We start from the raw sequence: 20410 nt of genomic DNA, 5'->3' as shown, positions 1-20410 counted from the left end.
TGAGGGTTCCTGGACAGGGAGAGAACAATGGCAGGCGAACGACAGGCCCGTCTCGCGGATCGCATCCGCGTGATCCTCGCCGAGCGGCTGGAGAAGGGGCTGCGCGACCCGCGCCTCGGCTTCGTCACGATCACCGACGTCCGAGTGAGCGGCGACCTCCAGCACGCATCCGTGTTCTACACGGTGCTGGGCACCGAGGAGGAGCGCGTCGCGAGCGGCGCGGCACTCACCTCGGCGACGGGGATGCTGCGCAGCGAGGTCGGCCGGCAGCTGAGCACGCGTCTCGTGCCGACGCTGGAGTTCATCCCCGATGCGCTTCCGGAGAACGCGGACCACATCGGTGCGCTGCTCCGCGAGGCCCAGCAGCGGGATGCCGACGTCGCGAAGCTCGCGTCCTCCGCATCGCACGCCGGCGACGCCGACCCCTACCGCACGGACGACGACTCGGAGTGAGCGCCGTTTGATACGCTCGGCTTCGCGGGATCGCCTCCCGCGAAGCTGAGGGGGATCGGCATCGAGGGAACGAGCGCGTCCGGGGGCCTCTTCGTCGCGCCCGCCGTGGTCGAGCTGATCCTCGAGGAGCTGCTCCGTCTGGATCTCGGCTGCGCCCCTCACGTGGTCGCGCGGCTGACGGCCGACCTGGATGCCGATGTCGTGGCCGTCCGAGAGATCGTACAGCGACTCTCGCCCGCGCAGCGACACGGCCAGCGTCCGCTGCCGGAACCGCTGCCGCTCGTGCCCGCGGTCGCGCGCAGATTCGCGGGCCTCGACCTCGACGCCCGCGACCGCGAGCTGATCCTCGCGCTTTCGGTGAGCCTTTCCGACGCGCTCGAACCGTTTCTCGAGTTCGACGGGAGGACGGCGACGGAGATCGCGTCGACCCCGGTGGGGGACCACCTCACGCTGCGCGCCGGCCGTGCGCGTCTCGCCGACGCGCGCCTGTCGATCTGGGTGCAGGCGACGACCTGCACCGCCGCGACGGCCGCCGTCCATGAGCGGCTGAGCGCGATCTTCCGACGTCGCGGTGATCGGCTCGGCACCGACTGGCACCGGGCGCGCGCGGCGCTCGAGGGCGATCCGGCGGCGGCACCCGAACTCACGGTCATCGCACGGCAGCTCAGCGAGTCGGGGCATCCTGATCGCGCTCTGCAGCTCGCTCGGGAGGCCGCACAGCACGCGGTCGGGACGGACCAGGACGAGGCCCGTCTCGTCGCGGGAGCCTCGGCCGTCGGAGCAGGATTCGCCGCAGAGGCCGTCGCCTGGCTGAGCGGTCTCTATCCCGACGCCGAGGAGAGCTGCCGTCTGCAGGGCCTCGGCGCGCTGGTCGTGGCGCAGTCCTTCCTCGGCGCGGTACCGGAGGTGGGGCCGAGCGCTCTGCGTCCGACCACCGACGCGCTCGAGGACTGGTGCCAGTGGACCAGAGCCGCCGCCCTCGCCGCCCTGATGTGCGCCGAGCGCGGAGATCGGCCGGCGATGCGCTCGTGGCTCGATGCCGTCCGCGAGGGGGCGGCGCGGCTCGACGCGGAGCGGGAGCTGCGCGACCCCGTCGTGGCGTTGAGCTGGGTCATCGTGGGCGAGCACGACGTCGACGAGGTCCCCGCCTCCGGGCCGGTGTGCGGGGGAATGCTCCGGACCCTGCGGGCCGCGATGGGCGGAGACGTCGATCTGGGGCTGCGTCTGCTCGCGCTGAGCGATTCCGGGATGTCGGCGGAACCCGATCCGGTGGTCCCCGGGTACGAGCGCAGCCCGATCGTCCGGGCCTACCGCGCCGTGGTCGAGGTGCTGCTCCTCGCCTGGCGCGGCGACATCGGGCTCGCGCGGGACCGACTGATCGAGGCGGCGCTGGAGCTGCCCGTGGCGATGCCGTTCGCCGGGCTCGGCGTGGTGCTCGCCCGCCGTCTGGATCTCGCGGTGCGGGGCGAGATCGGCGCCTACTCGCGAGCCCTCACGGTCGCGCTTCCCGCCGGGGCGAGGATCGATCACCTCGTGGATCAGGGCATCCGCTCGTTCCTCGCCGGTTCGTTCGACGATGCCGCGGCCACCGTGCGCCTGTGGGCCGACCTCGGGGCACCGCGCACGGCGATGACCGTTCCCGCGCTGGACGAGCTCGCCCTGCTCCCGGACGAGCGACCGGTCGCCGTGGCCGCGATCGAACCGCCGGAGATCGCGCTCGCGCAACGGCTGCGGATCCGCATCGCGACCGCGGGCGAGGGGCGCTGGCGTGCCGAGCGCGAGGAGGTCGGCGAGGCCGCCCGGGCGCTCAGCTCACCGTTCGCGCGGGCGCGGGTGGAGACGATGCTCGGCACCCAGTGCGCGATCCGGGACGATCACGCATCGGCGCGGATCCATCTCCAGCACGCGGAGCGGCTGTTCGAGCTGTCGGGGGCGACGGCGTGGGCGCGGGCGCTCCGGGACCGTCTGGATCGCCTCGAGGCCAGGGAGGGGAGCATCGTGCCCGCGGTGGATCCGCTGGCCGCCTGCCGAGCGGCGTGGGCGCTCCGATTGACGGGGCGCGAGCTGGCGGTGGCGATGCGCGCGGTCGGCGGCGCGGCGAACCGCGACATCGCCGAGGAGCTGAGCGTGTCGATCCGCACGGTCGAGGTGCACCTGGGGCGGGTGTTCGCCAAGCTCGACGTCCGGAGCAGGGTCGAACTCACGGTCCTGGCACACCGCACGAACAAGCACCTCTGAGCCGGACGATGCCGTCAGCGGCGGACGGACGATGCCGTCAGCGGGGGAGGGAGAGCCCCTCGCCGTCCGCCTCGGCGAGTCCGTCCGCGATCAGCGAATCGATCGCGCGATCCCGCTGACGGAGGTCCGGCCAGTCGGGGATCACCGCAACCAGGGGGACGGCATCCGGCGCGCTGCCGCGCAGGAGGCGCAGCACCGCGCCCCGGGCCTGACGGTCCGATCCTTCGTACGCGGCCTGCCGTCGGCGCTCGTCGCCCGTGTCGGGCCGTCCTGCCGCGAGCCACGCGCAGCCGTCCGCGAGCGGGCAGAGCTCGCACCGGGGAGACCGTGCGGTGCAGACCGTGGCGCCGAGCTCCATCGCCGCCGCGTTGAACTCGGCAGCCGCTGCGACGTCGTCGGGGAGCAGGGAACTCATCAGGTCGAGATCGCGGCGCGACGGCGGACCGGGCTGCGCGCGACCTTCGACGGCGCGGGCGAGCACACGACGCGTGTTCGTGTCGACCACCGGGTGCCGGTCCCCGTAGGCGAAGACGGCGACCGCGCGCGCCGTGTAGTCGCCGATGCCGGAGAGGGCGAGCAGGGCATCGACGTCCCGCGGGACGACCCCGCCGTGCCGGTCCGTGATCTCGACGGCGGCCCGGTGCAGCCAGAGAGCCCGCCGCGGGTAGCCCAGGTTCGCCCACTGCTGCACCACCTCGGCCGTCGACGCGGCGGACATGTCCTTCGGGGTGGGCCAGCGGGCCAGCCACGCGTCCAGGTGCGGGATGACGCGCGTGACCGGTGTCTGCTGGAGCATGAACTCGCTCACGAGCACGCCCCAGGCTCCGAACTCGTCATGGAAGGCCGGTCGCCGCCAGGGCAGGTCGCGGGCGGTCGATCGATACCACTCCGGCAGGCGCGACAGGAGCGCGAGCGAGGCCGACGACGGAGGCATCCGTCCAGCCTAGGCGAGCGCGTCGGAGTCCCGGCGACGGGCCGTCCGTCGCCGGCGTCGGACAGGGTGATCGCCCCACCGTCGGTAGGCTGGGGGGATGGTCTCGCCCGGCATCCTCCTCGTCGACAAGCCCGCTGGGCTGACCAGTCACGACGTCGTCGCACGCACGCGTCGCGCGTTCGGCACCCGCAAGGTGGGTCATGCCGGAACGCTCGATCCGATGGCGACCGGCCTCCTCGTGATCGGCATCGAGGGCGCGACGCGGCTGCTCACGTACATCGTGGGCGCCGACAAGACCTACCGGGCGACCATCCGTCTCGGGCAGACGACCGGCACCGACGACGCCGAGGGCGAGATCCTCACGACCGCCGCTCCCGAGGCCTGGGCGTCGGTGACGGACGACGCCGTCACGGCGGGCATCGCATCCCTGACCGGGGCGATCTCCCAGGTGCCCAGTGCCGTGTCCGCGATCAAGGTCGACGGCCGCCGCGCGTACGACCGGGTGCGCGCAGGCGAGGAGGTCGTGCTGGCGGCACGTGATGTCGTCGTCTCCCGCTTCGACCTGCTCGAGAGTCGTCGGGGCGACGGGCACCTCGACCTCGACGTGATCGTCGACTGTTCGTCGGGCACCTACATCCGCTCGCTCGCCCGCGACCTCGGCGCCGACCTCGGCGTCGGCGGGCACCTGACGGCGCTGCGCCGCACCAGGGTCGGTCCGTTCGAGGTGACCGATGCCGTCGCCATCGACGCGCTCGAGGGCGCGCCCACCCTGACACCCGCGGAGGCCGCGAGCCGCATCCTGCCCGTGCTGGACATGTCGGCCGACGATGCACGCGACCTCCGTCACGGCAAGCGCCTCGCCGGACGAGCCGAAGAGCTCGAGGGCAGGATCGCCGCCGCCATCGACCCGGACGGCGTGCTGATCGGCATCGTCGAGAAGCGCGGCGCCGATCTGAAGAGCGCCATGAACATGCCGGAGGGCGAACGATGATCCTGTGGTTCACGATCGTGCAGATCGCCGTCGCCGTGGCGGCCGGGATCTTCTGCCTGGTGGCCGGACTGATCGGTCGTCGACCGAGCGACTTCTCGGTCGGCGCGCTCGCCCTCGTCGAGGCACTGCTGGTGGTGCAGATCGTCACCGCGATCATCGCGCCGCTGGCGGGCAACCCGCCCACCGGTGATCTGCTCGAGTACTGGGTCTACCTGGTCTCCGCCCTGCTCCTGCCTGTCGGCGCGGTGCTGTGGGCGCTCATGGAGCGCAGCCGCTGGAGCACGGTCATCCTCGGGGTCGCGGCACTCGCCATCGCGATCATGCTGTGGCGCATGCAGGTGATCTGGACCATCCAGGTCGCATGACGCCCGAGGGCGCAGCGGAGTCCGGCCGGCTCCCACGGCTCTAGGATGGAATGCGCTATGAGCTCCACCGCCCCCTCCACTCGGATGACCGGAATCGGTCGTGTCCTCGTGATCGTCTACGCCGTCATGGCGCTGGCCGCCACGGGGCGCAGCTTCGTGCAGATCGTCCGTCGCTTCGACGAGGCGCCGCTGGCGTACTCGCTGTCCGCCGTCGCCGCCGTCGTGTACATCCTGGCCACTCTCGCGCTCGTCCTGGCCCGCCGGCGCGGCTGGTACACGGTCGCCTGGATCGCCATCGTCTTCGAGCTCACCGGAGTCCTGGTCGTGGGCCTGCTGAGCATCCTGATGCCGGCCCTGTTCCAGCACGAGACGGTGTGGTCGCTCTTCGGCCGCGGATACCTGTTCATCCCTCTCGTCCTGCCGGTCTTCGGGATCTGGTGGCTGCGCACGCATCGGCCCGCCGATGTCGCGCAGCCGGTCGAGGTGGACGCGTGATCGTCTTCCGCAGCCCGGAGGAGGTGCCGGACGGCTTCGGCCCGAGCACCGTCGCGATCGGCAAGTTCGACGGTGTCCACGCGGGGCATCGCGCCGTGATCGCCCGTCTCGAAGAGGTGGCCGCCGGCACGGGGAGCCGCTCCGTCGCCGTCACGTTCGACCGCAACCCGCTCGCCGTGATCCGGCCGGACCGGTGCCCGGAGAACGTCGTCACCGTCGACCGGAAGCTGGAGCTGCTGGGCGAGCTCGGCCTCGATGCGACACTAATGCTCACCTTCGACGAGGAGCTCGCCTCCCGCAGCGCGGAGGACTTCGTCGTCGACATCCTCGTCGGGGCGCTCCACGTCTCCACGGTCCTCGTCGGCGAGGACTTCCGCTTCGGCAACCGGGGCGCGGGGACGCCGGAGCTCCTCCGCGAACTCGGCCCGCGCCACGGCTTCGCCGTCGAGGTCGTCGAGGACGTGTACCTCCCGGGCTCTTCGCGACGCGTGTCGTCGAGCTGGATCCGCGAGCTGCTGATGGACGGCGACGTCGCCGCGGCGACCAAGGCCCTCGGGCGCCACCCCGATGTGCGGGGCGAGGTCGTGCACGGCCTCAAGCGCGGACGGGAGCTCGGATTCCCCACGGCGAACCTCTCGACCATCGTGGATGCCTTCGTCCCCGCGGACGGCGTCTACGCCGGCTGGCTCGTCGACCATGACACCGGCATCCGGCATCCGTCCGCGATCTCGGTCGGCACGAATCCCACGTTCGACGACGTCCTCGTGCGACAGGTCGAGGCTCACGTGCTGGGGGAGACCGGACTCGATCTCTACGGACATGACGTCACGGTCGAGTTCGTCGAGCGGCTGCGGGGGATGGTCGCCTTCGAGGGCATCGAGAAGCTGATGGACCAGATGGGCGCGGACGTCACGGACGCCGCGCGCGCTCTGGGCCTCCCCGGCTGACCCGCGCTCCGACGGGGCTGCGCGACACATCCTGTTCGGCTCTGCGGCGTCTGTTGTCCGCCGCACGGCGTGGGCGATCTCCGGGATCCGAGCCCGATGGCATAGAATGGACATCGGCTCCCGCCGATTCCCGCGCTTCTCGCGTGCCTCGGTGGGAAGAAGATCCATTGTTCGTACGGTCCTGGCTCACGCCACACGCGGACAACGAGAACGGCCCACGGCTTCATGGGGAAGCCGGAGCCTTCACGCTCAGGAGGAGCATGCCGACCACGGCAACCGCCGCCACGCGGCGCAAGAAGACGTCCCGTCGTGACGACGAGGCACCACTCATCCCGATCCTCGCGCGCAAGGTGCGCGAGATCGAGGCCAAGTCCCAGCGGGGGAAGCTCGGCCCGACGAACCGGGTGAAGTTCCAGGTGATCGCGTTCCTGGTGCGCGAAGAGCGCGCCAGGGTCAAGGCGGACGCCGAGATCGGCGACCCCGCCCGCGCCGAGCTGCTCAAGCGACTGGACGGTGTCGCCACCATCCTCGCGAAGACCGCGGCACGCGACACGTCGCTCATCCAGCTGCTGGAGGCCGACCAGGCGACGTCGCCGGTCGCGAAGCGCATGCGCCGGGACTGGCTGCTCGAATCCGGTGCGGAGCTCGCTCCCGAGGAGCTCATCATCGCCGACGCCGCGCCCGTGCAGATCTCCGTGGTTCCCGCGGCGATCGCCGAGCGCCAGGTCACGCCGCCGTCCGTCGAGGCTCGGCAGCTGGCCAACCCCTTCCTCGCCCCGGATCTGACGCCGCGCTCGACGTCCACGCCCCGCCGTCGTCTCGACGGCTGGGAGCTCATGGGCCCGCTGTACAAGGCGTTCGAGACCGGTGCCGGCGGATCCGCGGCATCGATGGATCTCCCGCCCGCACCGGAGTTCGACCACATCTCGCCCAAGGGCCTCGAGGTCATGGTGCACCAGTCCCGGTTCCTCGAGGCCGTGAAGGCCGGTCACCGCAGCTTCCTCCTCGCCGATGAGCCCGGACTCGGCAAGACCGCCCAGTCGGTGCTCGCCGCCTCGGTCGCCGGAGCCTACCCGCTGCTCGTCGTCGTGCCCAACGTCGTCAAGATGAACTGGGCACGCGAGGTGGAGCGCTGGACGCCGCAGCGACGCGCGACGGTGATCCAGGGTGACGGCGACGACATCGATGCGTTCGCCGATGTGTTCATCGTGAACTACGAGATCCTCGACCGGCACATGTCGTGGCTGGCGTCGATCGGTCTGCGCGGCATGGTCGTCGACGAGGCGCACTTCATCAAGAACCTCTCCTCGCAGCGGTCGCAGAACGTGCTCTCGCTGGCCGCGCAGGTGCGCGAGCGCACGCCCGGTCACGACCCTCTCATGCTCGCCCTCACCGGTACGCCGCTGATCAACGACGTCGAGGACTTCGACGCGATCTGGCGCTTCCTGGGCTGGACGACCGGGGAGAAGCCGGGTCCGGAGCTCATGGAGAAGCTGGACGCGACCGGGTTCACGCCGGCCGACAAGGCGTTCTACCCCGAGGCCCGCGACGCCGTGATCTCGATGGGTATCGTCCGCCGCAAGAAGAAGGACGTGGCCGCCGACCTCCCGGACAAGCTCATCGCCGACCTGCCCGTGCAGCTCGACGACGAGTTCGGGCGCAGCATCCGTCAGGCCGAGCGCGAGCTGGGGGAGCGGCTGGCCGCTCGCTACCGCCGCATCATCGAGGCGCGGGGCGACCGCGGTCTGGCGCCGGGCGAGATCGACGAGGACATCGTGCGTCTCGTCGCCCAGAACGAGCTCGAGGAATCGAAGGCCGCGGGCGCCGGGGGAGACAACGTCTTCACCATGGTCCGCCGCATCGGTCAGGCCAAGGCGCAGCTGGCGGCCGACTACGCCGCTCAGCTCCAGCGCTCGGTCGGCAAGGTGGTCTTCTTCGCGAAGCACATCGACGTCATGGACCAGGCGGAGGCGCACTTCGCCGCCGCGGGCATCCGGTCGGTCTCCATCCGAGGTGACCAGACGACCACGACGCGCCAGCAGGCGATCGACGACTTCAACAGCGACCCCGCCGTCGGCATCGCCGTCTGCTCGCTCACCGCGGCAGGTGTCGGTCTGAACCTGCAGGCCGCATCGAACGTCGTGCTCGCGGAGCTGTCCTGGACGGCCGCCGAGCAGACGCAGGCGATCGACCGCGTGCACCGCATCGGCCAGGACGAGCCGGTGACCGCGTGGCGGATCATCGCCGCGCACACGATCGACACCAAGATCGCGGAGCTGATCGACCAGAAGCAGGGGCTCGCGGCGCGCGCGCTCGACGGCGAAGCCGTCGAGGAGTCGGCCGCCGAGCCGGTGCAGCTGGCGGCGCTCATGCACCTGCTGCGTCAGGCTCTCGGCGCCGCATAGGCGTCAAGAAGGTCCGTTCTTAACGCGGATATCGTGGGGTGAACCTGGCTGATCGAGAAGTTCGTCGATATCGGGGAATCGAGACGTCAAGATCGACGGTTTTCGTCGCGTCCGAATGGCGCGGGAGTGCGCCGGGGCGCTAGTGTCGATCGAAGGCAGCGTCGCCTTTCCCCCATCTCCCGAACGTCTGAAGGCACCCTCATGAAGATCGGCATCCTGACGAGCGGCGGCGACTGCCCCGGCCTCAACGCGGTCATCCGCGGCATCGTGCTCAAGGGCACCACCACCTACGACCTCGAGTTCGTCGGCATCCGTGACGGATGGCGCGGACTGGTCGACGGCGACTTCATGCCGCTCACCCGTCACGAGGTGAAGGGGCTGTCGAAGGTCGGCGGGACGATCCTCGGCACGAGCCGCACGAACCCCTACGAGGGCGAGCGCGGGGGAGCCGAGAACATCGCCAAGACCCTCTACGGGCACAAGATCGACGGCATCATCGCGATCGGCGGCGAAGGCACCCTCGCCGCGGCCGACCGGCTCGCGAAGGACGGCATCAAGGTGATCGGCGTCCCCAAGACGATCGACAACGACCTGCAGGCCACGGACTACTCGTTCGGCTTCGACACCGCGGTGAACATCGCCACCGACGCGATGGACCGCCTGCGCACCACCGGCGACTCGCACCAGCGCTGCATGGTCGCCGAGGTCATGGGCCGCCACGTCGGCTGGATCGCCCTGCACGCCGGTATGGCGGCGGGCGCGCACGTCATCTGCATCCCCGAGGTGCCGATGTCGATCGACGACATCACCGAGCTCGTGACGAGCGCCCACGACCGCGGTCGCGCTCCGCTGGTCGTGGTCTCCGAGGGCTTCAAGCTCCTCGGCATGGACGAGGCATACAGCGACAAGGGCCTCGACGCCTTCAACCGTCCGCGTCTCGGCGGCATCGGCGACCTGCTCGCCCCCGAGATCGAGCGCATCACCGGCATCGAGACGCGAGCGACGATCCTCGGACACATCCAGCGAGGCGGATCGCCCTCGGCGTTCGACCGGGTTCTCGCGACGCGCCTCGGTCTGCACGCCGCGGACGCGCTCGTCGACGGCGCCTGGGGGCAGATGGTGGCCATGCAGGGCACCGACATCGTCCGGGTCCCGTTCGCCGATGCACTGGGCGAGCTGAACACGGTCCCGCGCTACCGCTACGACGAGGCCGCGGCGCTCTTCGGCTGAGCACCGTGGCGGTCGCTCCCACCCGTTCGCGGATGAGCGCGACCGCTCCGGCTCACGCCTCGGCGAGGCCGAGCGTGTCGAGGAGCCAGGCGAGCTCGAACGCCCGCTCCTTCCAGGAGTTGTAGCGTCCGCTCACACCACCGTGCCCGGCGACCATCTCGCACTTGAGCAGCACGTCGGACGCGCCGGCCTCCCGCAGGCGCGCCACCCACTTCGCCGGCTCCACGTACAGGACCCGCGTGTCGTTGAGCGATGTGACGGCGAGGATGCGGGGGTACTCGACGCCGTCGCGCACGTTCTCGTACGGCGTGTACGACTTCATGTAGGCGTAGACGTCCGCGTCGTGGAGCGGGTCGCCCCACTCGTCCCACTCGATCACGGTCAGCGGCAGCGACGGGTCGAGGATCGTGGTCAGGGCGTCGACGAACGGCACTCCGGCGAGGATGCCGGCGAACAGCTCGGGCGCGAGGTTCGTCACCGCGCCCATCAGCAGTCCACCGGCGCTGCCGCCCTCGGCCACCATGCGGCTCGGAGCGGTCACACCCGTCGCGACCAGGTGCTCGCCGCAGGACACGAAGTCCGTGAACGTGTTCCGCTTGTTGAGCAGCTTGCCGTCCTCGTACCACTGCCGCCCCATCTCGCCGCCGCCGCGGACGTGGGCGACCGCGAAGATCACACCGCGATCCAGCTCCGAGAGCCGCGCGACGGAGAAGCCGGGGTCGATCGAGTGCTCGTAGGAGCCGTAGCCGTACAGGTGCACCGGTCGTGCCTCGGCGCCCGGCTCGCCGAACGAGCGCTTCCAGACCAGGGAGATCGGGACGCGCACGCCGTCGGCGGCCGTGGCCCAGTCGCGGCGCTGACCGTACTCCGCGGCGTCGTAGCCGCCCAGCACGGCGACCTGCTTGCGCAGCACCAGCTCTTTGGAGGCGAGGTCGAGATCGAAGACGGTGCTCGGTGTGACGAACGAGGTGTAGCCGAGGCGCAGGAAGGGGGAGTGCCATTCGGGGTTGCCGCTCACGCCGGCCGAGTACAGTGGCTCGTCGAAGGAGATCTCCTCGACCGCGTCCGTGGCGTAGTCGAGCAGGCCGACCCGCTCCAGGCCCTCGCTGCGGTACTCCACGGTGGCGAAGTCGCGGAAGGCGTCCATGCCCAGCAGGCGCCTGCCCGGTTCATGGGCGATCACGACGTGTCGCGCGCCCTGCGGGTCGGATGCCGCCACCGAGACGAGCTCGAAGTCGAGGGCGCCGTCGTTGTGCAGGATGAGCAGGCGGTCCTCGCCGTCGACCACGGCATGGTCGAGCGAGTACTCGACGCCGTCGCGACGCGGCCAGACCTGGCGCGGCTCGGCCGTGAGGTCACCGGAGAGATCGACGAGGTACTCCTCGCTGGTGATGCTCGAACCGACGCCGATGACGAGGTACCGGCGGCTCCGGGTGATCCCGGCGCCGAGCCAGAACTTCTCGTCCGGCTCGTGGAACAGCGTGACGTCCTCCGACACGGGCGTTCCCAGCCGGTGCAGCCAGAGGGTGTCGGGGCGCCAGGCGTCGTCCCGCGTCGTGTAGAGGACGCCGGTGCCGTCGGGCGTGAAGAAGGCGCCGCCGGTGTTCGGGATCTCGTCCTCGAGCGTGGTGCCGCTCACCAGATCGCGCACGTGCACGGTGTAGAGCTCGTCGCCCTCGAAGTCGGTCGACCAGAGCAGCTTCGTCGCGTCGTCCGTGGTGTCGAACGCGCCGAGGGAGAAGAACTCGTGCCCCTCGGCCTCGATGTTCCCGTCGAGCAGGACCACCTCGCCGGGAACGGCCACTCCGGGCTCGAGCCGCGGGGGAGTCCAATCGCCGGGCTCGGCAGCCGCCCGGCAGTGGATGCCGTACTGCGCGCCCTCCTCGGTGCGGCTGTAGTACCACCAGTCGCCTCGACGGGTCGGCACCGAGAGGTCCGTCTCCTGCACGCGGCCCTTGATCTCCTGGAACAGCCGCTCGCGGAGGTCGGCCAGGTGCGCGGTCTCCGCGTCCGTGTGGGCGTTCTCCGCCTCGAGATGGGCGACGACCTCGGCGGACTCCTTCGCCCGCAGCCATTCGTACGGGTCTTCGACCGTGTCACCGTGGTGCGTGCGGAGGATGGAACGGCGGGCAGCGAGGGGAGCGTCAGTCACCGTCCCACGCTATCCCAGGTCGAGTTGACCGGCACGGGGGACGGTGGGAGGATTTAGCGGGGCCGGTTAACGGAAGTCAAACCCACGGTGAACTCTTCGTTCGTCACGTCGATCCCGTCGACATCTCCTTCTTCCTCAACGACCGAAAGCGAACGGTGGAAACCGCAGCCCTCATCGTCGTGCTTGTCATCGCGCTGGCACTCTTCTTCGACTTCACCAACGGCTTTCACGACACCGCGAACGCCATGGCGACGCCGATCGCCACCGGCGCGCTCAAGCCCAAGACCGCCGTCCTCCTCGCCGCCGTCCTCAACCTCGTGGGGGCGTTCCTGTCCACCGAGGTCTCGAAGACGATCTCCGGCGGGATCATCCGGGAGGATGCGATCCTCTCCGCGGGGGCGGATCTCTTCCTCTCCCTGATCTTCGCCGGTCTGATCGGCGCGATCACCTGGAACATGCTGACCTGGCTGCTCGGTCTGCCCTCGAGCTCGTCGCACGCGCTCTTCGGCGGACTCATCGGCGCGACCCTGGTCGGCGCAGGACTCGGCGGCATCGACTTCGGCATGGTGCTCTCGAAGATCGTGCTGCCGGCGCTCATCGCCCCGGTCACCGCGGGTCTGATCGCGTTCGCGGCGACGAAGATCGCCTACTCGATCACGCGGCGCTACGACGGCAAGCCCGACGGCCGTGACGGCTTCCGCTGGGGGCAGATCTTCACCTCCTCGCTGGTCGCCCTCGCGCACGGCACGAACGACGCGCAGAAGACCATGGGTGTCATCACGCTCGCGATGATCACGATCGGCTGGCAGTCGGGCGCGCACCACGAGCCCGAGCTCTGGGTGATCATCGCCTGTGCCTTCACGATCGCTCTCGGCACCTACCTGGGCGGCTGGCGCATCATCCGCACGCTCGGCAAGGGCCTCACCGACGTCAAGCCCGCGCAGGGCTTCGCGGCGGAGAGCTCGACAGCCGCCACCATCCTCGCGTCCAGCGCCCTCGGCTTCGCGCTCTCGACAACGCAGGTCGCCTCGGGGTCGGTCATCGGATCGGGACTCGGACGCCGCGGATCCACGGTGCGCTGGCGGACGGCCGGTCGTATCGGCATCGGCTGGCTGCTCACCCTCCCCGCGGCCGGAGGCGTCGGCGCACTGGCGGCGCTGCTGGTCGTCTGGCTCGGGAACTGGGGCGTCGCGATCGACGCGGTCATCGCGCTCGTCATCATCCTCGGCCTGTTCATGCGCTCGCGCCGGAACGCCGTGACCCCCGCCAACGCCATGAGCGACGTCGCGGAGTCGGGCCGGGCCATCGAGCTCCCGGACACCCCGCCGCCCACGCGCCGCCAGGTGCGCATCGAGCAGGCCAAGGCGGAGGCGAAGGCCCGCGCCGAGGCCCGCGAGAAGGCGAAGGCCGAGTCCAAGGCCCGCGCGAAGAAGGACGCGGAGGCCAAGGCCGAGAAGAAGGCCCGCGCCAAGGCGGGCGCCAAGGCCGGGTCCAAGGCCGAGAAGTCTGCGTCCTCGAAGGCGGATGCGAAGCGGAACGGGGAGTCCGAATGAACGTCGTGATCGACTGGTTCGCGTTCCTGCAGGTGTTCGCGGCGGCGCTCGTCGGCGCGGCCGCCATCGTCACCTTCTACGCCCTCGGCCTCCGTCTGCTCGTGCGCAGCGGTCGGGCCCCCGTTGTGAGCCCCGCGGAGTTCACCGACGCGATCACCGTGATCTCCGAGAAGGAGCTCAAGCGGGCCGAGAAGCAGGCGGCGAAGGCCGCGCGGAAGAGCCCGCTCACCGAGGGGCAGAAGTCCGTGGCGCTCGTGGGCGCGTACGGATGCTTCGCGCTCTGCGCCGCCGCCGTCGTCGCCGGCATCCTGATCATCGTCATCGGGCACTGACCCCGTCGAGCGGGCCAGGGGTCGGGCCGTGGATCGGGCCGGTCTCCTGACGGCCGCCCCGCACTGCCACGCCCGTACGTGTCGGCCGGCCGCCTAGGCTGATGGCATGTCCGCAGCAAACGGCAGCGCCTACGTCTTCGGTCGACACGAGCCCGCCTCGCACGTGGTGATCCACGTCAGCGACCCGCATTTCCTCGCCGGGGGAGCGCGACTGGGCGGCCGCTACGACGTCGAGGAGAACTTCGCGCGGACGCTCGAGGCGATCCGCACCGTCCACCCGCATCCGGCGGCGATCGTCGTCACCGGCGATCTGGCGGATCTGGGCGAGCCGGATGCCTACCGTCGCCTGCGGGCGGCCGTCGAACCGGTCGCCGCCGCACTCGGCGCTCCGATCGTCTGGGTCGCGGGCAACCATGACGAGCGCCCGGCCCTGCGCGCGGGGCTGCTGGACCTCGAGCCGACCGAGGAGCCGGTCACGGGCGTCTGGGATCTCGACGGGCTGCGCATCATCGCGCTGGACAGCACGGTGCCGGGGTGGCACCACGGCGATCTCGATGCGGAGCAGCTGTCCTGGCTCGCAGACGTGCTCGCCGAGCCGGCCCCGCACGGCACGCTGCTCGCGCTGCATCATCCGCCGATCCCGAGCCACCTCCCGCTCTTCGACATCCTCGAGCTGCGGCATCAGGACGAGCTCGCCGACGCCATCCGCGGCAGCGACGTGCGGGGCATCCTCGCGGGGCACCTGCACTACTCGTCGCACGGGACCTTCGCGGGGGTTCCCGTGAGCGTGGCATCCGCCACCTGCTACACGATGAACGTGGCGCGCCCCTCCGCCGAGGTGAACGGCATGGACGCCGCGCAGTCCTTCCAGCTCGTGCATGTGTACCCCGACACGATCACCCACACCGTCGTCCCGGTGACGGAGGCGGCGACCGGGGACTACTTCTCGGAGGAGTGGCTCGAGCGCATGGCGAAGCTCACGCCGGAGGGGCGACTCGACGCCTTCTCCCGCAAACCCGGGCGCTGAGCGGCGTAGACTGGGGGCATCCCCCACCCTTCTCACCCGCCACGACCCACGAGGATGTGACATGGCTTCTGCCGCGCCTACCCTGACCCGCACCGAGACCGATTCGCTCGGGAGCATGGAGATTCCCGTCGACGCGTACTGGGGGATCCACACCGCCCGCGCCGACGCGAACTTCCCGATCACGAAGCGGCCCATCTCGGTGTACCCCGACCTGGTGGTGGGACTCGCGATGGTCAAGCAGGCGAGCGCCCGCGCGAACCGCGAGATCGGTGTGCTCGACCCGGAGCGCGCAGACCTGATCGACCGCGCCGCCCAGCGCGTGATCGACGGGGAGTTCCACGAGCAGTTCACGGTCGGCGTCATCCAGGGCGGTGCCGGCACCTCGACGAACATGAACGCGAACGAGGTCATCACCAACATCGCGCTCGAGATGGCCGGCCGGGAGAAGGGCGACTACGCGTTCCTCTCGCCGATCGACCACACCAACCGCAGCCAGTCGACCAACGACGTCTACCCGACCGCCGTGAAGATCGGCCTGTCGCTGACGCTGCGGTCGCTGCTCGAGGAGCTCGATCTGCTGCGGCTGTCGTTCCTCGGCAAGTCCCGTGAGTTCCACGACGTGCTGAAGGTCGGCCGCACCCAGCTGCAGGATGCCGTGCCGATGACCCTCGGGCAGGAGTTCAACGGGTTCGCGACGACCCTCGGCTACGACCACACGCGCCTCACCGAGAACGCCTCGCTCATGTTCGAGATCAACATGGGCGCGACGGCGATCGGCACCGGCATCACGACCCACCCCGGCTACGCACCGGCCGTGCTCAAGCACCTGCGGGAGATCACCGGGCTCGACCTGCGGACGGCCGGCGACCTCGTCGAGGCCACCAGCGACACCGGTTCGTTCATGTCGTTCTCGTCGACGCTCAAGCGCAACGCGATGAAGCTGTCGAAGATCTGCAACGACCTCCGTCTCCTCTCGTCCGGCCCCCAGGCGGGACTGGGCGAGATCAACCTCCCGGCCATGCAGGCGGGGTCCAGCATCATGCCCGGCAAGGTGAACCCGGTCATCCCCGAGGTCGTGAACCAGGTCGCCTTCGCGGTCGCCGGCGCCGACATGACCGTCACGATGGCGGCGGAGGCGGGGCAGCTGCAGCTGAACGCCTTCGAGCCGGTCATCGCGCACTCGATCTTCCAGTCCATCACCTGGATGCGTCAGGCGATGTGGACGCTCCGCGTGAACTGCGTCGACGGCATCACCGCCAACCGCGACCGCCTGGGTGCGATGGTGGGGGCCTCGGTCGGCGTCATCACGGCGCTGACGCCGTTCATCGGCTACGCCGCTGCCGCCGCGCTCGCGAAGACCGCGCTCCTGACCAACCGCAGCGTCGCCGACCTGGTCGTCGAAGCCGGGCTCATGTCCCGTGACGAGGTTCTCAAGCAGCTCTCGCCGGCGCGCCTGTCCGGACTCGAGACCATCACGGCGGCGATCCCGGTGATCACGCCGGAGGACCTCATCGAGATCTGAGCGACGACACGACGAAGGGGACGGATGCCGCGGCATCCGTCCCCTTCGTCGTGATCGTGCGGATCAGTCGGTGATCCGGCAGTGCGTGGTGAGCTCGCCGATGCCGTCGATGCCCACCGTGACGGTGGAGTGGTCGCGGAGGAAGATCTGCGGATCGCGGGAGTAGCCGGCACCACCGGGGCTGCCCGTCGAGATGAGCGTTCCGGGGAGCAGCGTGAGCGACTGCGACAGGTGCGCGATGAGCTTGGCGACCGAGCGCACCATCTGGTCGGTGCTCGCGTCCTGCACCGTGTGGCCATCGACGACCGCCCAGATGTGCAGGTCCTGCGGGTCGGCGACCTCGTCCGCAGTGACCGCGAACGGACCGGTCGGGGTGAAGCCGTCGAAGGACTTGCAGCGCGACCACTGCGCCTCGGAGAACTGGATGTTCCGCGCGGTGATGTCGTTGACGACGGTGTAGCCCCACACGTGCGACAGGGCGTCCGCCTCGGAGACGTCCTTGGCCGGCGTGCCGATGAGCACGCCGAGCTCGGCCTCGTAGTCGACGGCCTCGCTCAGGCTCCGCGGCCAGGACGTGGTCTGCTCGTGGCCGGTCAGCGAGTTCGGCCACAGGGTGAACACCGTGGGCGCGGCATCCGTCTTCAACCCGAGCTCGCTGGAGTGCGCGGCGTAGTTGAGGCCGACGGCCAGGACGGCCGGGGGAGCGAGCACCGCCGACGAGAACTCCCAGTCCCCGAGCGGGTGCCGCGCGGCAGCGCCCTCGGCCACGGCGGAGCGGAGCCGGTCGAGCAGAGCGTCGCCGCCCTCGATCAGCTGCTGCAGCGTGGCAGGGGCGTCGGTCAGGAGATCAGAGACGAGGATGGCGTCCGAGTCCTGCACCACGGCGAGAACCGCACCAGGTGAGTCAGGACGGCGCAGATGAGCGAACCGCATGGTTCTACGCTACCGGGTGACGGGTGATCGGCGGGTGGAGGAGTCAGTCATACCGCGGGCCTCAGTCTTGTTCCCCATAAGCTTTGGCTATGAGTTCCGGAGGACCGCCCCCGCCGCAGCAGCCGTCTCGCTACACGCCGCCGCCCGCGCAGCCGGGGTTCGCCGCGCCGCAGCCGTCCGCTCCGGTGACGCGGGCGACGCGTTCGGACTACGCGTCCGCGCTGGCGCAGCCGACGCCCTACACGCCGCCCGCCCCCGTCGCGCCGTCGCCCGCGGAGTCGCTGCCCGCGCTGCCGACGCCGACCAAGCGGGGGCGCACGATCTCGCTCTGGCTGTTCGGCTTCCTCGGGTTCCTGCTGCTCGCGCTGATCGGCTACTTCGGCTGGGCGCTCGGACTGGTCGCGTCCGTGGTCGGCCTGGTGCTCGCGCTCATCCCGCTGACCGTCGTGTTCCTCGGCGTCCGGCTCATCGACCGCTGGGAGCCCGAGCCCAAGCGTCTCGTGCTCTTCGCCGTCGCCTGGGGAGCGCTGGCCGCCGCGGGACTCACCCTCCTTGTCGACGTGGGGCTGAAGATCCTCATCGGTCCGACGTCGGAGGCCTTCACGGCCGTCGTGCAGGCGCCCATCGTCGAGGAGTTCTGGAAGGGCCTCGGTGTCTTCCTGGTCTTCCTGCTCGCCCGACGCGCCTTCGACGGTCCGGTCGACGGCGTCGTCTACGGGGCGCTGGTGGGTGCGGGGTTCGCGTTCACCGAGAACATCCAGTACTTCGCCGTCAGCCTGATCGAGGGCGGCGGTGAGCAGCTCACGGTCACGTTCGCCGTGCGCGCGATCCTCTCGCCGTTCGCACATGCGATGTTCACCTCGGTGACCGGGTTCGCGATCGGTCTCGTGGCCCGTCGTCACGGATCCGTGGGGTCGGCGACCGGTGCCGGTCTGCTGGGCATGCTGGGGGCGATCCTCCTGCATGGGCTGTGGAACGGATCCGCCACGTTCGCGGACTTCTTCGGCCTCTACTTCACCCTGCAGGTGCCGCTCTTCGTGGGCTTCATCCTCGGCATCATCGCGCTGCGTCGGGAGGAGGCGCGTCTCACGCGGGCGCGCCTGGCCGAGTACGCGAGTGCCGGCTGGTTCACGCCGGAGGAGGTCACGATGCTCGCGACACCGAGTGGACGCAAGGCCGGTCTGGCGTGGGCGGCCGGGCTGCGCGGGGATCGTCGTCCGCTCATGCGCGAATTCATCAAGGATGCGACGGCCTTGGCCGCCGTCCGGCAGCGTGCGATCACCGGTCGCGACCCGCTGGCCGTCGAGGACGAGCGGGCGCTGCTGATCCGCACGCGTGCCGCCAGGGCGGCGCTGCTGGCCTACTGACGCGGTCGACGACGGCGTACCCTTCTCGGAGGGAAGGCGGTGGGCATGAGTGCTTTCGTCGTGATCCACGGCGGTGGGGATGTCGGCTGGTCCTGGCATCTCGTCGCCGCCGAGCTGCGGGCGCGCGGGCACGAGGTGTTCGCGCCCGACCTCCCCGCGGACGACGACGCGCTGACGCTCGACGACTACGCCGACGCGGTCGTGGGGCTGGTCGGCACGCGACCCGACCTGGTCGTGGTCGGTCATTCCTTCGGCGCGTTCACGGCGCCGCTCGTCGCCGAACGGCTGTCCGCAACCCTCCTCGTGCTGGTCGCGGGCATGATCCCGACGCCGGGCGAGCCGCCGGAGGCGTGGTGGGCCGACTCCGGCTACCTGGCCGCCGCCGCGGCGCAGGCCGCTCGGGACGGCGGGCTGACCGGCAACGACGACCCCTACGTGAGCTTCTACCACGACGTCCCCCGGGAGCTGGCGGACGAGGCGCTGCGACAGGAGCGCGCACATCCTTCCCAGGCAGCCATGGAGACGCCATGGCCTTTGGCGGCCTGGTCGGCTGTGCCGACCAGGTTCGTCCTGTTCACGGACGATCGCTTCTTCCCCGCGGCCTTCCTCCGCGAGCTCGCCCGGGACCGGCTGGGTGTGACGGCGGACGAGCTCCCGGGCGGGCACTGCGCGATGCTGAGCCGGCCCGTCGAGGTCGCGGCGCTGCTCGACGGCTACGTCGGCTGACAGCCGGAACCTGCCGGTGACAAGACTCAGCGCCCGGTGCTGCGGCGATGCCTGCGAGTCTCCCGGGCGCTGAGTTGATCTGTAATCAGGGTGCACCCGCCCCCTGACGAGTGTCAAGAGCCTCTTGTCGGTGCGCCTGCGTCGAGCTCGTCGAAGTGCCCGCACTGAGCTTGTCGAAGTGTTCGCTGTGAGCAGGTGCGTTCGCGTTGACCCCGTCCGGGGGCCTCGGGTTTGATGGAGGCATGACTGATCGCACAAAGCCTGAGTTCGATGCCCCCAGCGCCCCCGCTCCCTCGGAGCTCGTCATCCGCGACATCATCGAGGGTGACGGCGCCGAGGCGAAGCCCGGCGACACCGTCACGGTCCACTACGCGGGTGTCGAGTTCGACTCCGGCGAGGAGTTCGACTCCTCCTGGGGCCGCGGCGAGACCATCCAGTTCCCCCTGCGCGGCCTGATCCAGGGCTGGCAGGACGGCATCCCGGGCATGAAGGTCGGCGGCCGTCGTGAGCTGATCATCCCTCCGCACCTGGCGTATGGCCCGGTCGGCGGCGGTCACTTCCTCTCCGGCAAGACGCTGATCTTCATCATCGATCTCGTCGCCGTCGGCTGAGTCCGAGCCGCTTCACGAGGCGCCCTTCCCCCTCGGGGGTGGGGCGCTTCGTGCGTGTCGGGAAAAGTTCTCCATTCAGGGGAATACATGCAGGTGAATGTAAGTTGTCACAGGAGTCGCGTCCTCCGC

The 20410-nt window shown here is 70.4% G+C and carries 18 protein-coding genes; 15 read left to right on the top strand and 3 right to left on the bottom strand.

The window, feature by feature from the left end:
• Positions 1–27 precede the first annotated feature (27 nt).
• Positions 28–453 (top strand): 30S ribosome-binding factor RbfA, encoded by a 426-nt coding sequence (gene rbfA, locus AC07VM_RS17435; RefSeq protein WP_267418151.1) that lies wholly within the window; start codon positions 28–30, stop codon positions 451–453.
• 105 nt (positions 454–558) lie between these two features.
• Positions 559–2691: a helix-turn-helix transcriptional regulator gene (locus tag AC07VM_RS17430; protein WP_494912481.1), complete on the top strand. Its 2133-nt coding sequence runs from the start codon at positions 559–561 to the stop codon at positions 2689–2691.
• 37 nt (positions 2692–2728) lie between these two features.
• Here AC07VM_RS17430 and AC07VM_RS17425 read toward each other — a convergent pair whose 3' ends face one another.
• Positions 2729–3625, bottom strand: a complete 897-nt coding sequence (locus AC07VM_RS17425) for an HhH-GPD family protein (RefSeq protein WP_494912479.1) — start codon at positions 3623–3625, stop codon at positions 2729–2731.
• Between the two features lie 97 nt (positions 3626–3722).
• On the opposite strand from AC07VM_RS17425, the gene truB reads away from it, so the two are divergent.
• The 6 genes from truB (at position 3723) to AC07VM_RS17395 (ending at position 10058) form a co-directional block, all read left to right on the top strand.
• Positions 3723–4616 (top strand): tRNA pseudouridine(55) synthase TruB, encoded by an 894-nt coding sequence (gene truB, locus AC07VM_RS17420; protein WP_494912478.1) that lies wholly within the window; start codon positions 3723–3725, stop codon positions 4614–4616.
• Positions 4613–4981 (top strand): hypothetical protein, encoded by a 369-nt coding sequence (locus AC07VM_RS17415; RefSeq protein WP_267418157.1) that lies wholly within the window; start codon positions 4613–4615, stop codon positions 4979–4981. Before truB ends, AC07VM_RS17415 begins: the two co-directional genes overlap by 4 nt.
• A gap of 57 nt (positions 4982–5038) precedes the next feature.
• Entirely contained in the window at positions 5039–5476 is a 438-nt protein-coding gene (locus AC07VM_RS17410) for a hypothetical protein (RefSeq protein WP_267418158.1), read from the top strand.
• Entirely contained in the window at positions 5473–6423 is a 951-nt protein-coding gene (locus AC07VM_RS17405) for a bifunctional riboflavin kinase/FAD synthetase (RefSeq protein WP_267418159.1), read from the top strand. The genes AC07VM_RS17410 and AC07VM_RS17405 overlap by 4 nt, the downstream gene beginning before the upstream one ends.
• A gap of 260 nt (positions 6424–6683) precedes the next feature.
• Positions 6684–8828 carry a DEAD/DEAH box helicase gene (locus tag AC07VM_RS17400; protein WP_494912477.1) on the top strand — a complete coding sequence of 715 codons (2145 nt, stop codon included), beginning with the start codon at positions 6684–6686 and terminating at the stop codon, positions 8826–8828.
• Between the two features lie 201 nt (positions 8829–9029).
• On the top strand, positions 9030–10058 hold the full coding sequence (locus AC07VM_RS17395) for a 6-phosphofructokinase (protein WP_029263659.1): 1029 nt from the start codon (positions 9030–9032) through the stop codon (positions 10056–10058).
• A 52-nt stretch (positions 10059–10110) separates the two neighbouring features.
• Here AC07VM_RS17395 and AC07VM_RS17390 read toward each other — a convergent pair whose 3' ends face one another.
• The gene (locus AC07VM_RS17390; RefSeq protein WP_494912476.1) at positions 10111–12210 is read right to left on the bottom strand and encodes a S9 family peptidase; all 2100 of its coding nucleotides are present in this window, start codon (positions 12208–12210) and stop codon (positions 10111–10113) included.
• A gap of 155 nt (positions 12211–12365) precedes the next feature.
• Here AC07VM_RS17390 and AC07VM_RS17385 point away from each other — a divergent pair, with 155 nt between their 5' ends.
• The 4 genes from AC07VM_RS17385 to AC07VM_RS17370 all read left to right on the top strand — a co-directional run bounded on the left by AC07VM_RS17385 (position 12366) and on the right by AC07VM_RS17370 (position 16644).
• Positions 12366–13763: an inorganic phosphate transporter gene (locus AC07VM_RS17385; RefSeq protein WP_494912475.1), complete on the top strand. Its 1398-nt coding sequence runs from the start codon at positions 12366–12368 to the stop codon at positions 13761–13763.
• Positions 13760–14095, top strand: coding sequence for a peptidase (locus AC07VM_RS17380; RefSeq protein ID WP_267418163.1), 336 nt, complete (start codon positions 13760–13762; stop codon positions 14093–14095). Before AC07VM_RS17385 ends, AC07VM_RS17380 begins: the two co-directional genes overlap by 4 nt.
• Positions 14096–14201: 106 nt before the next feature.
• On the top strand, positions 14202–15122 hold the full coding sequence (locus tag AC07VM_RS17375; RefSeq protein WP_494912474.1) for a phosphodiesterase: 921 nt from the start codon (positions 14202–14204) through the stop codon (positions 15120–15122).
• A gap of 61 nt (positions 15123–15183) precedes the next feature.
• On the top strand, positions 15184–16644 hold the full coding sequence (locus AC07VM_RS17370; RefSeq protein WP_267418165.1) for an aspartate ammonia-lyase: 1461 nt from the start codon (positions 15184–15186) through the stop codon (positions 16642–16644).
• Between the two features lie 63 nt (positions 16645–16707).
• Here the strand turns inward: AC07VM_RS17370 and AC07VM_RS17365 are convergent, their stop codons facing one another.
• Positions 16708–17577 (bottom strand): fumarylacetoacetate hydrolase family protein, encoded by an 870-nt coding sequence (locus AC07VM_RS17365; RefSeq protein WP_267418166.1) that lies wholly within the window; start codon positions 17575–17577, stop codon positions 16708–16710.
• An 89-nt stretch (positions 17578–17666) separates the two neighbouring features.
• Here AC07VM_RS17365 and AC07VM_RS17360 point away from each other — a divergent pair, with 89 nt between their 5' ends.
• The 3 genes from AC07VM_RS17360 to AC07VM_RS17350 all read left to right on the top strand — a co-directional run bounded on the left by AC07VM_RS17360 (position 17667) and on the right by AC07VM_RS17350 (position 20281).
• The gene (locus tag AC07VM_RS17360) at positions 17667–18944 is read left to right on the top strand and encodes a PrsW family intramembrane metalloprotease (RefSeq protein ID WP_494912471.1); all 1278 of its coding nucleotides are present in this window, start codon (positions 17667–17669) and stop codon (positions 18942–18944) included.
• 45 nt (positions 18945–18989) lie between these two features.
• Positions 18990–19670: an alpha/beta fold hydrolase gene (locus tag AC07VM_RS17355; RefSeq protein ID WP_494912470.1), complete on the top strand. Its 681-nt coding sequence runs from the start codon at positions 18990–18992 to the stop codon at positions 19668–19670.
• Between the two features lie 242 nt (positions 19671–19912).
• Positions 19913–20281, top strand: coding sequence for an FKBP-type peptidyl-prolyl cis-trans isomerase (locus tag AC07VM_RS17350; protein ID WP_267418169.1), 369 nt, complete (start codon positions 19913–19915; stop codon positions 20279–20281).
• Positions 20282–20410: the final 129 nt, after the last annotated feature.

Source organism: Microbacterium sp. GW821-FHT01D02, assembly GCF_059422585.1.
This window is presented reverse-complemented; position numbering and strand designations above follow the sequence as displayed.

Excerpts from the sequence above, each read along its gene's own strand:
- AC07VM_RS17425 (WP_494912479.1), bottom strand. The coding sequence starts at position 3,625 with ATGCCTCCGTCGTCGGCCTCGCTCGCGCTCCTGTCGCGCCTGCCGGAG.
- AC07VM_RS17395 (WP_029263659.1), top strand. The coding sequence starts at position 9,030 with ATGAAGATCGGCATCCTGACGAGCGGCGGCGACTGCCCCGGCCTCAAC.
- AC07VM_RS17365 (WP_267418166.1), bottom strand. The coding sequence starts at position 17,577 with ATGCGGTTCGCTCATCTGCGCCGTCCTGACTCACCTGGTGCGGTTCTC.
- AC07VM_RS17350 (WP_267418169.1), top strand. The coding sequence starts at position 19,913 with ATGACTGATCGCACAAAGCCTGAGTTCGATGCCCCCAGCGCCCCCGCT.
- AC07VM_RS17400 (WP_494912477.1), top strand. The coding sequence starts at position 6,684 with ATGCCGACCACGGCAACCGCCGCCACGCGGCGCAAGAAGACGTCCCGT.
- AC07VM_RS17370 (WP_267418165.1), top strand. The coding sequence starts at position 15,184 with ATGGCTTCTGCCGCGCCTACCCTGACCCGCACCGAGACCGATTCGCTC.
- AC07VM_RS17410 (WP_267418158.1), top strand. The coding sequence starts at position 5,039 with ATGAGCTCCACCGCCCCCTCCACTCGGATGACCGGAATCGGTCGTGTC.
- AC07VM_RS17375 (WP_494912474.1), top strand. The coding sequence starts at position 14,202 with ATGTCCGCAGCAAACGGCAGCGCCTACGTCTTCGGTCGACACGAGCCC.
- rbfA (WP_267418151.1), top strand. The coding sequence starts at position 28 with ATGGCAGGCGAACGACAGGCCCGTCTCGCGGATCGCATCCGCGTGATC.
- AC07VM_RS17415 (WP_267418157.1), top strand. The coding sequence starts at position 4,613 with ATGATCCTGTGGTTCACGATCGTGCAGATCGCCGTCGCCGTGGCGGCC.
- AC07VM_RS17355 (WP_494912470.1), top strand. The coding sequence starts at position 18,990 with ATGAGTGCTTTCGTCGTGATCCACGGCGGTGGGGATGTCGGCTGGTCC.
- AC07VM_RS17360 (WP_494912471.1), top strand. The coding sequence starts at position 17,667 with ATGAGTTCCGGAGGACCGCCCCCGCCGCAGCAGCCGTCTCGCTACACG.
- truB (WP_494912478.1), top strand. The coding sequence starts at position 3,723 with ATGGTCTCGCCCGGCATCCTCCTCGTCGACAAGCCCGCTGGGCTGACC.
- AC07VM_RS17380 (WP_267418163.1), top strand. The coding sequence starts at position 13,760 with ATGAACGTCGTGATCGACTGGTTCGCGTTCCTGCAGGTGTTCGCGGCG.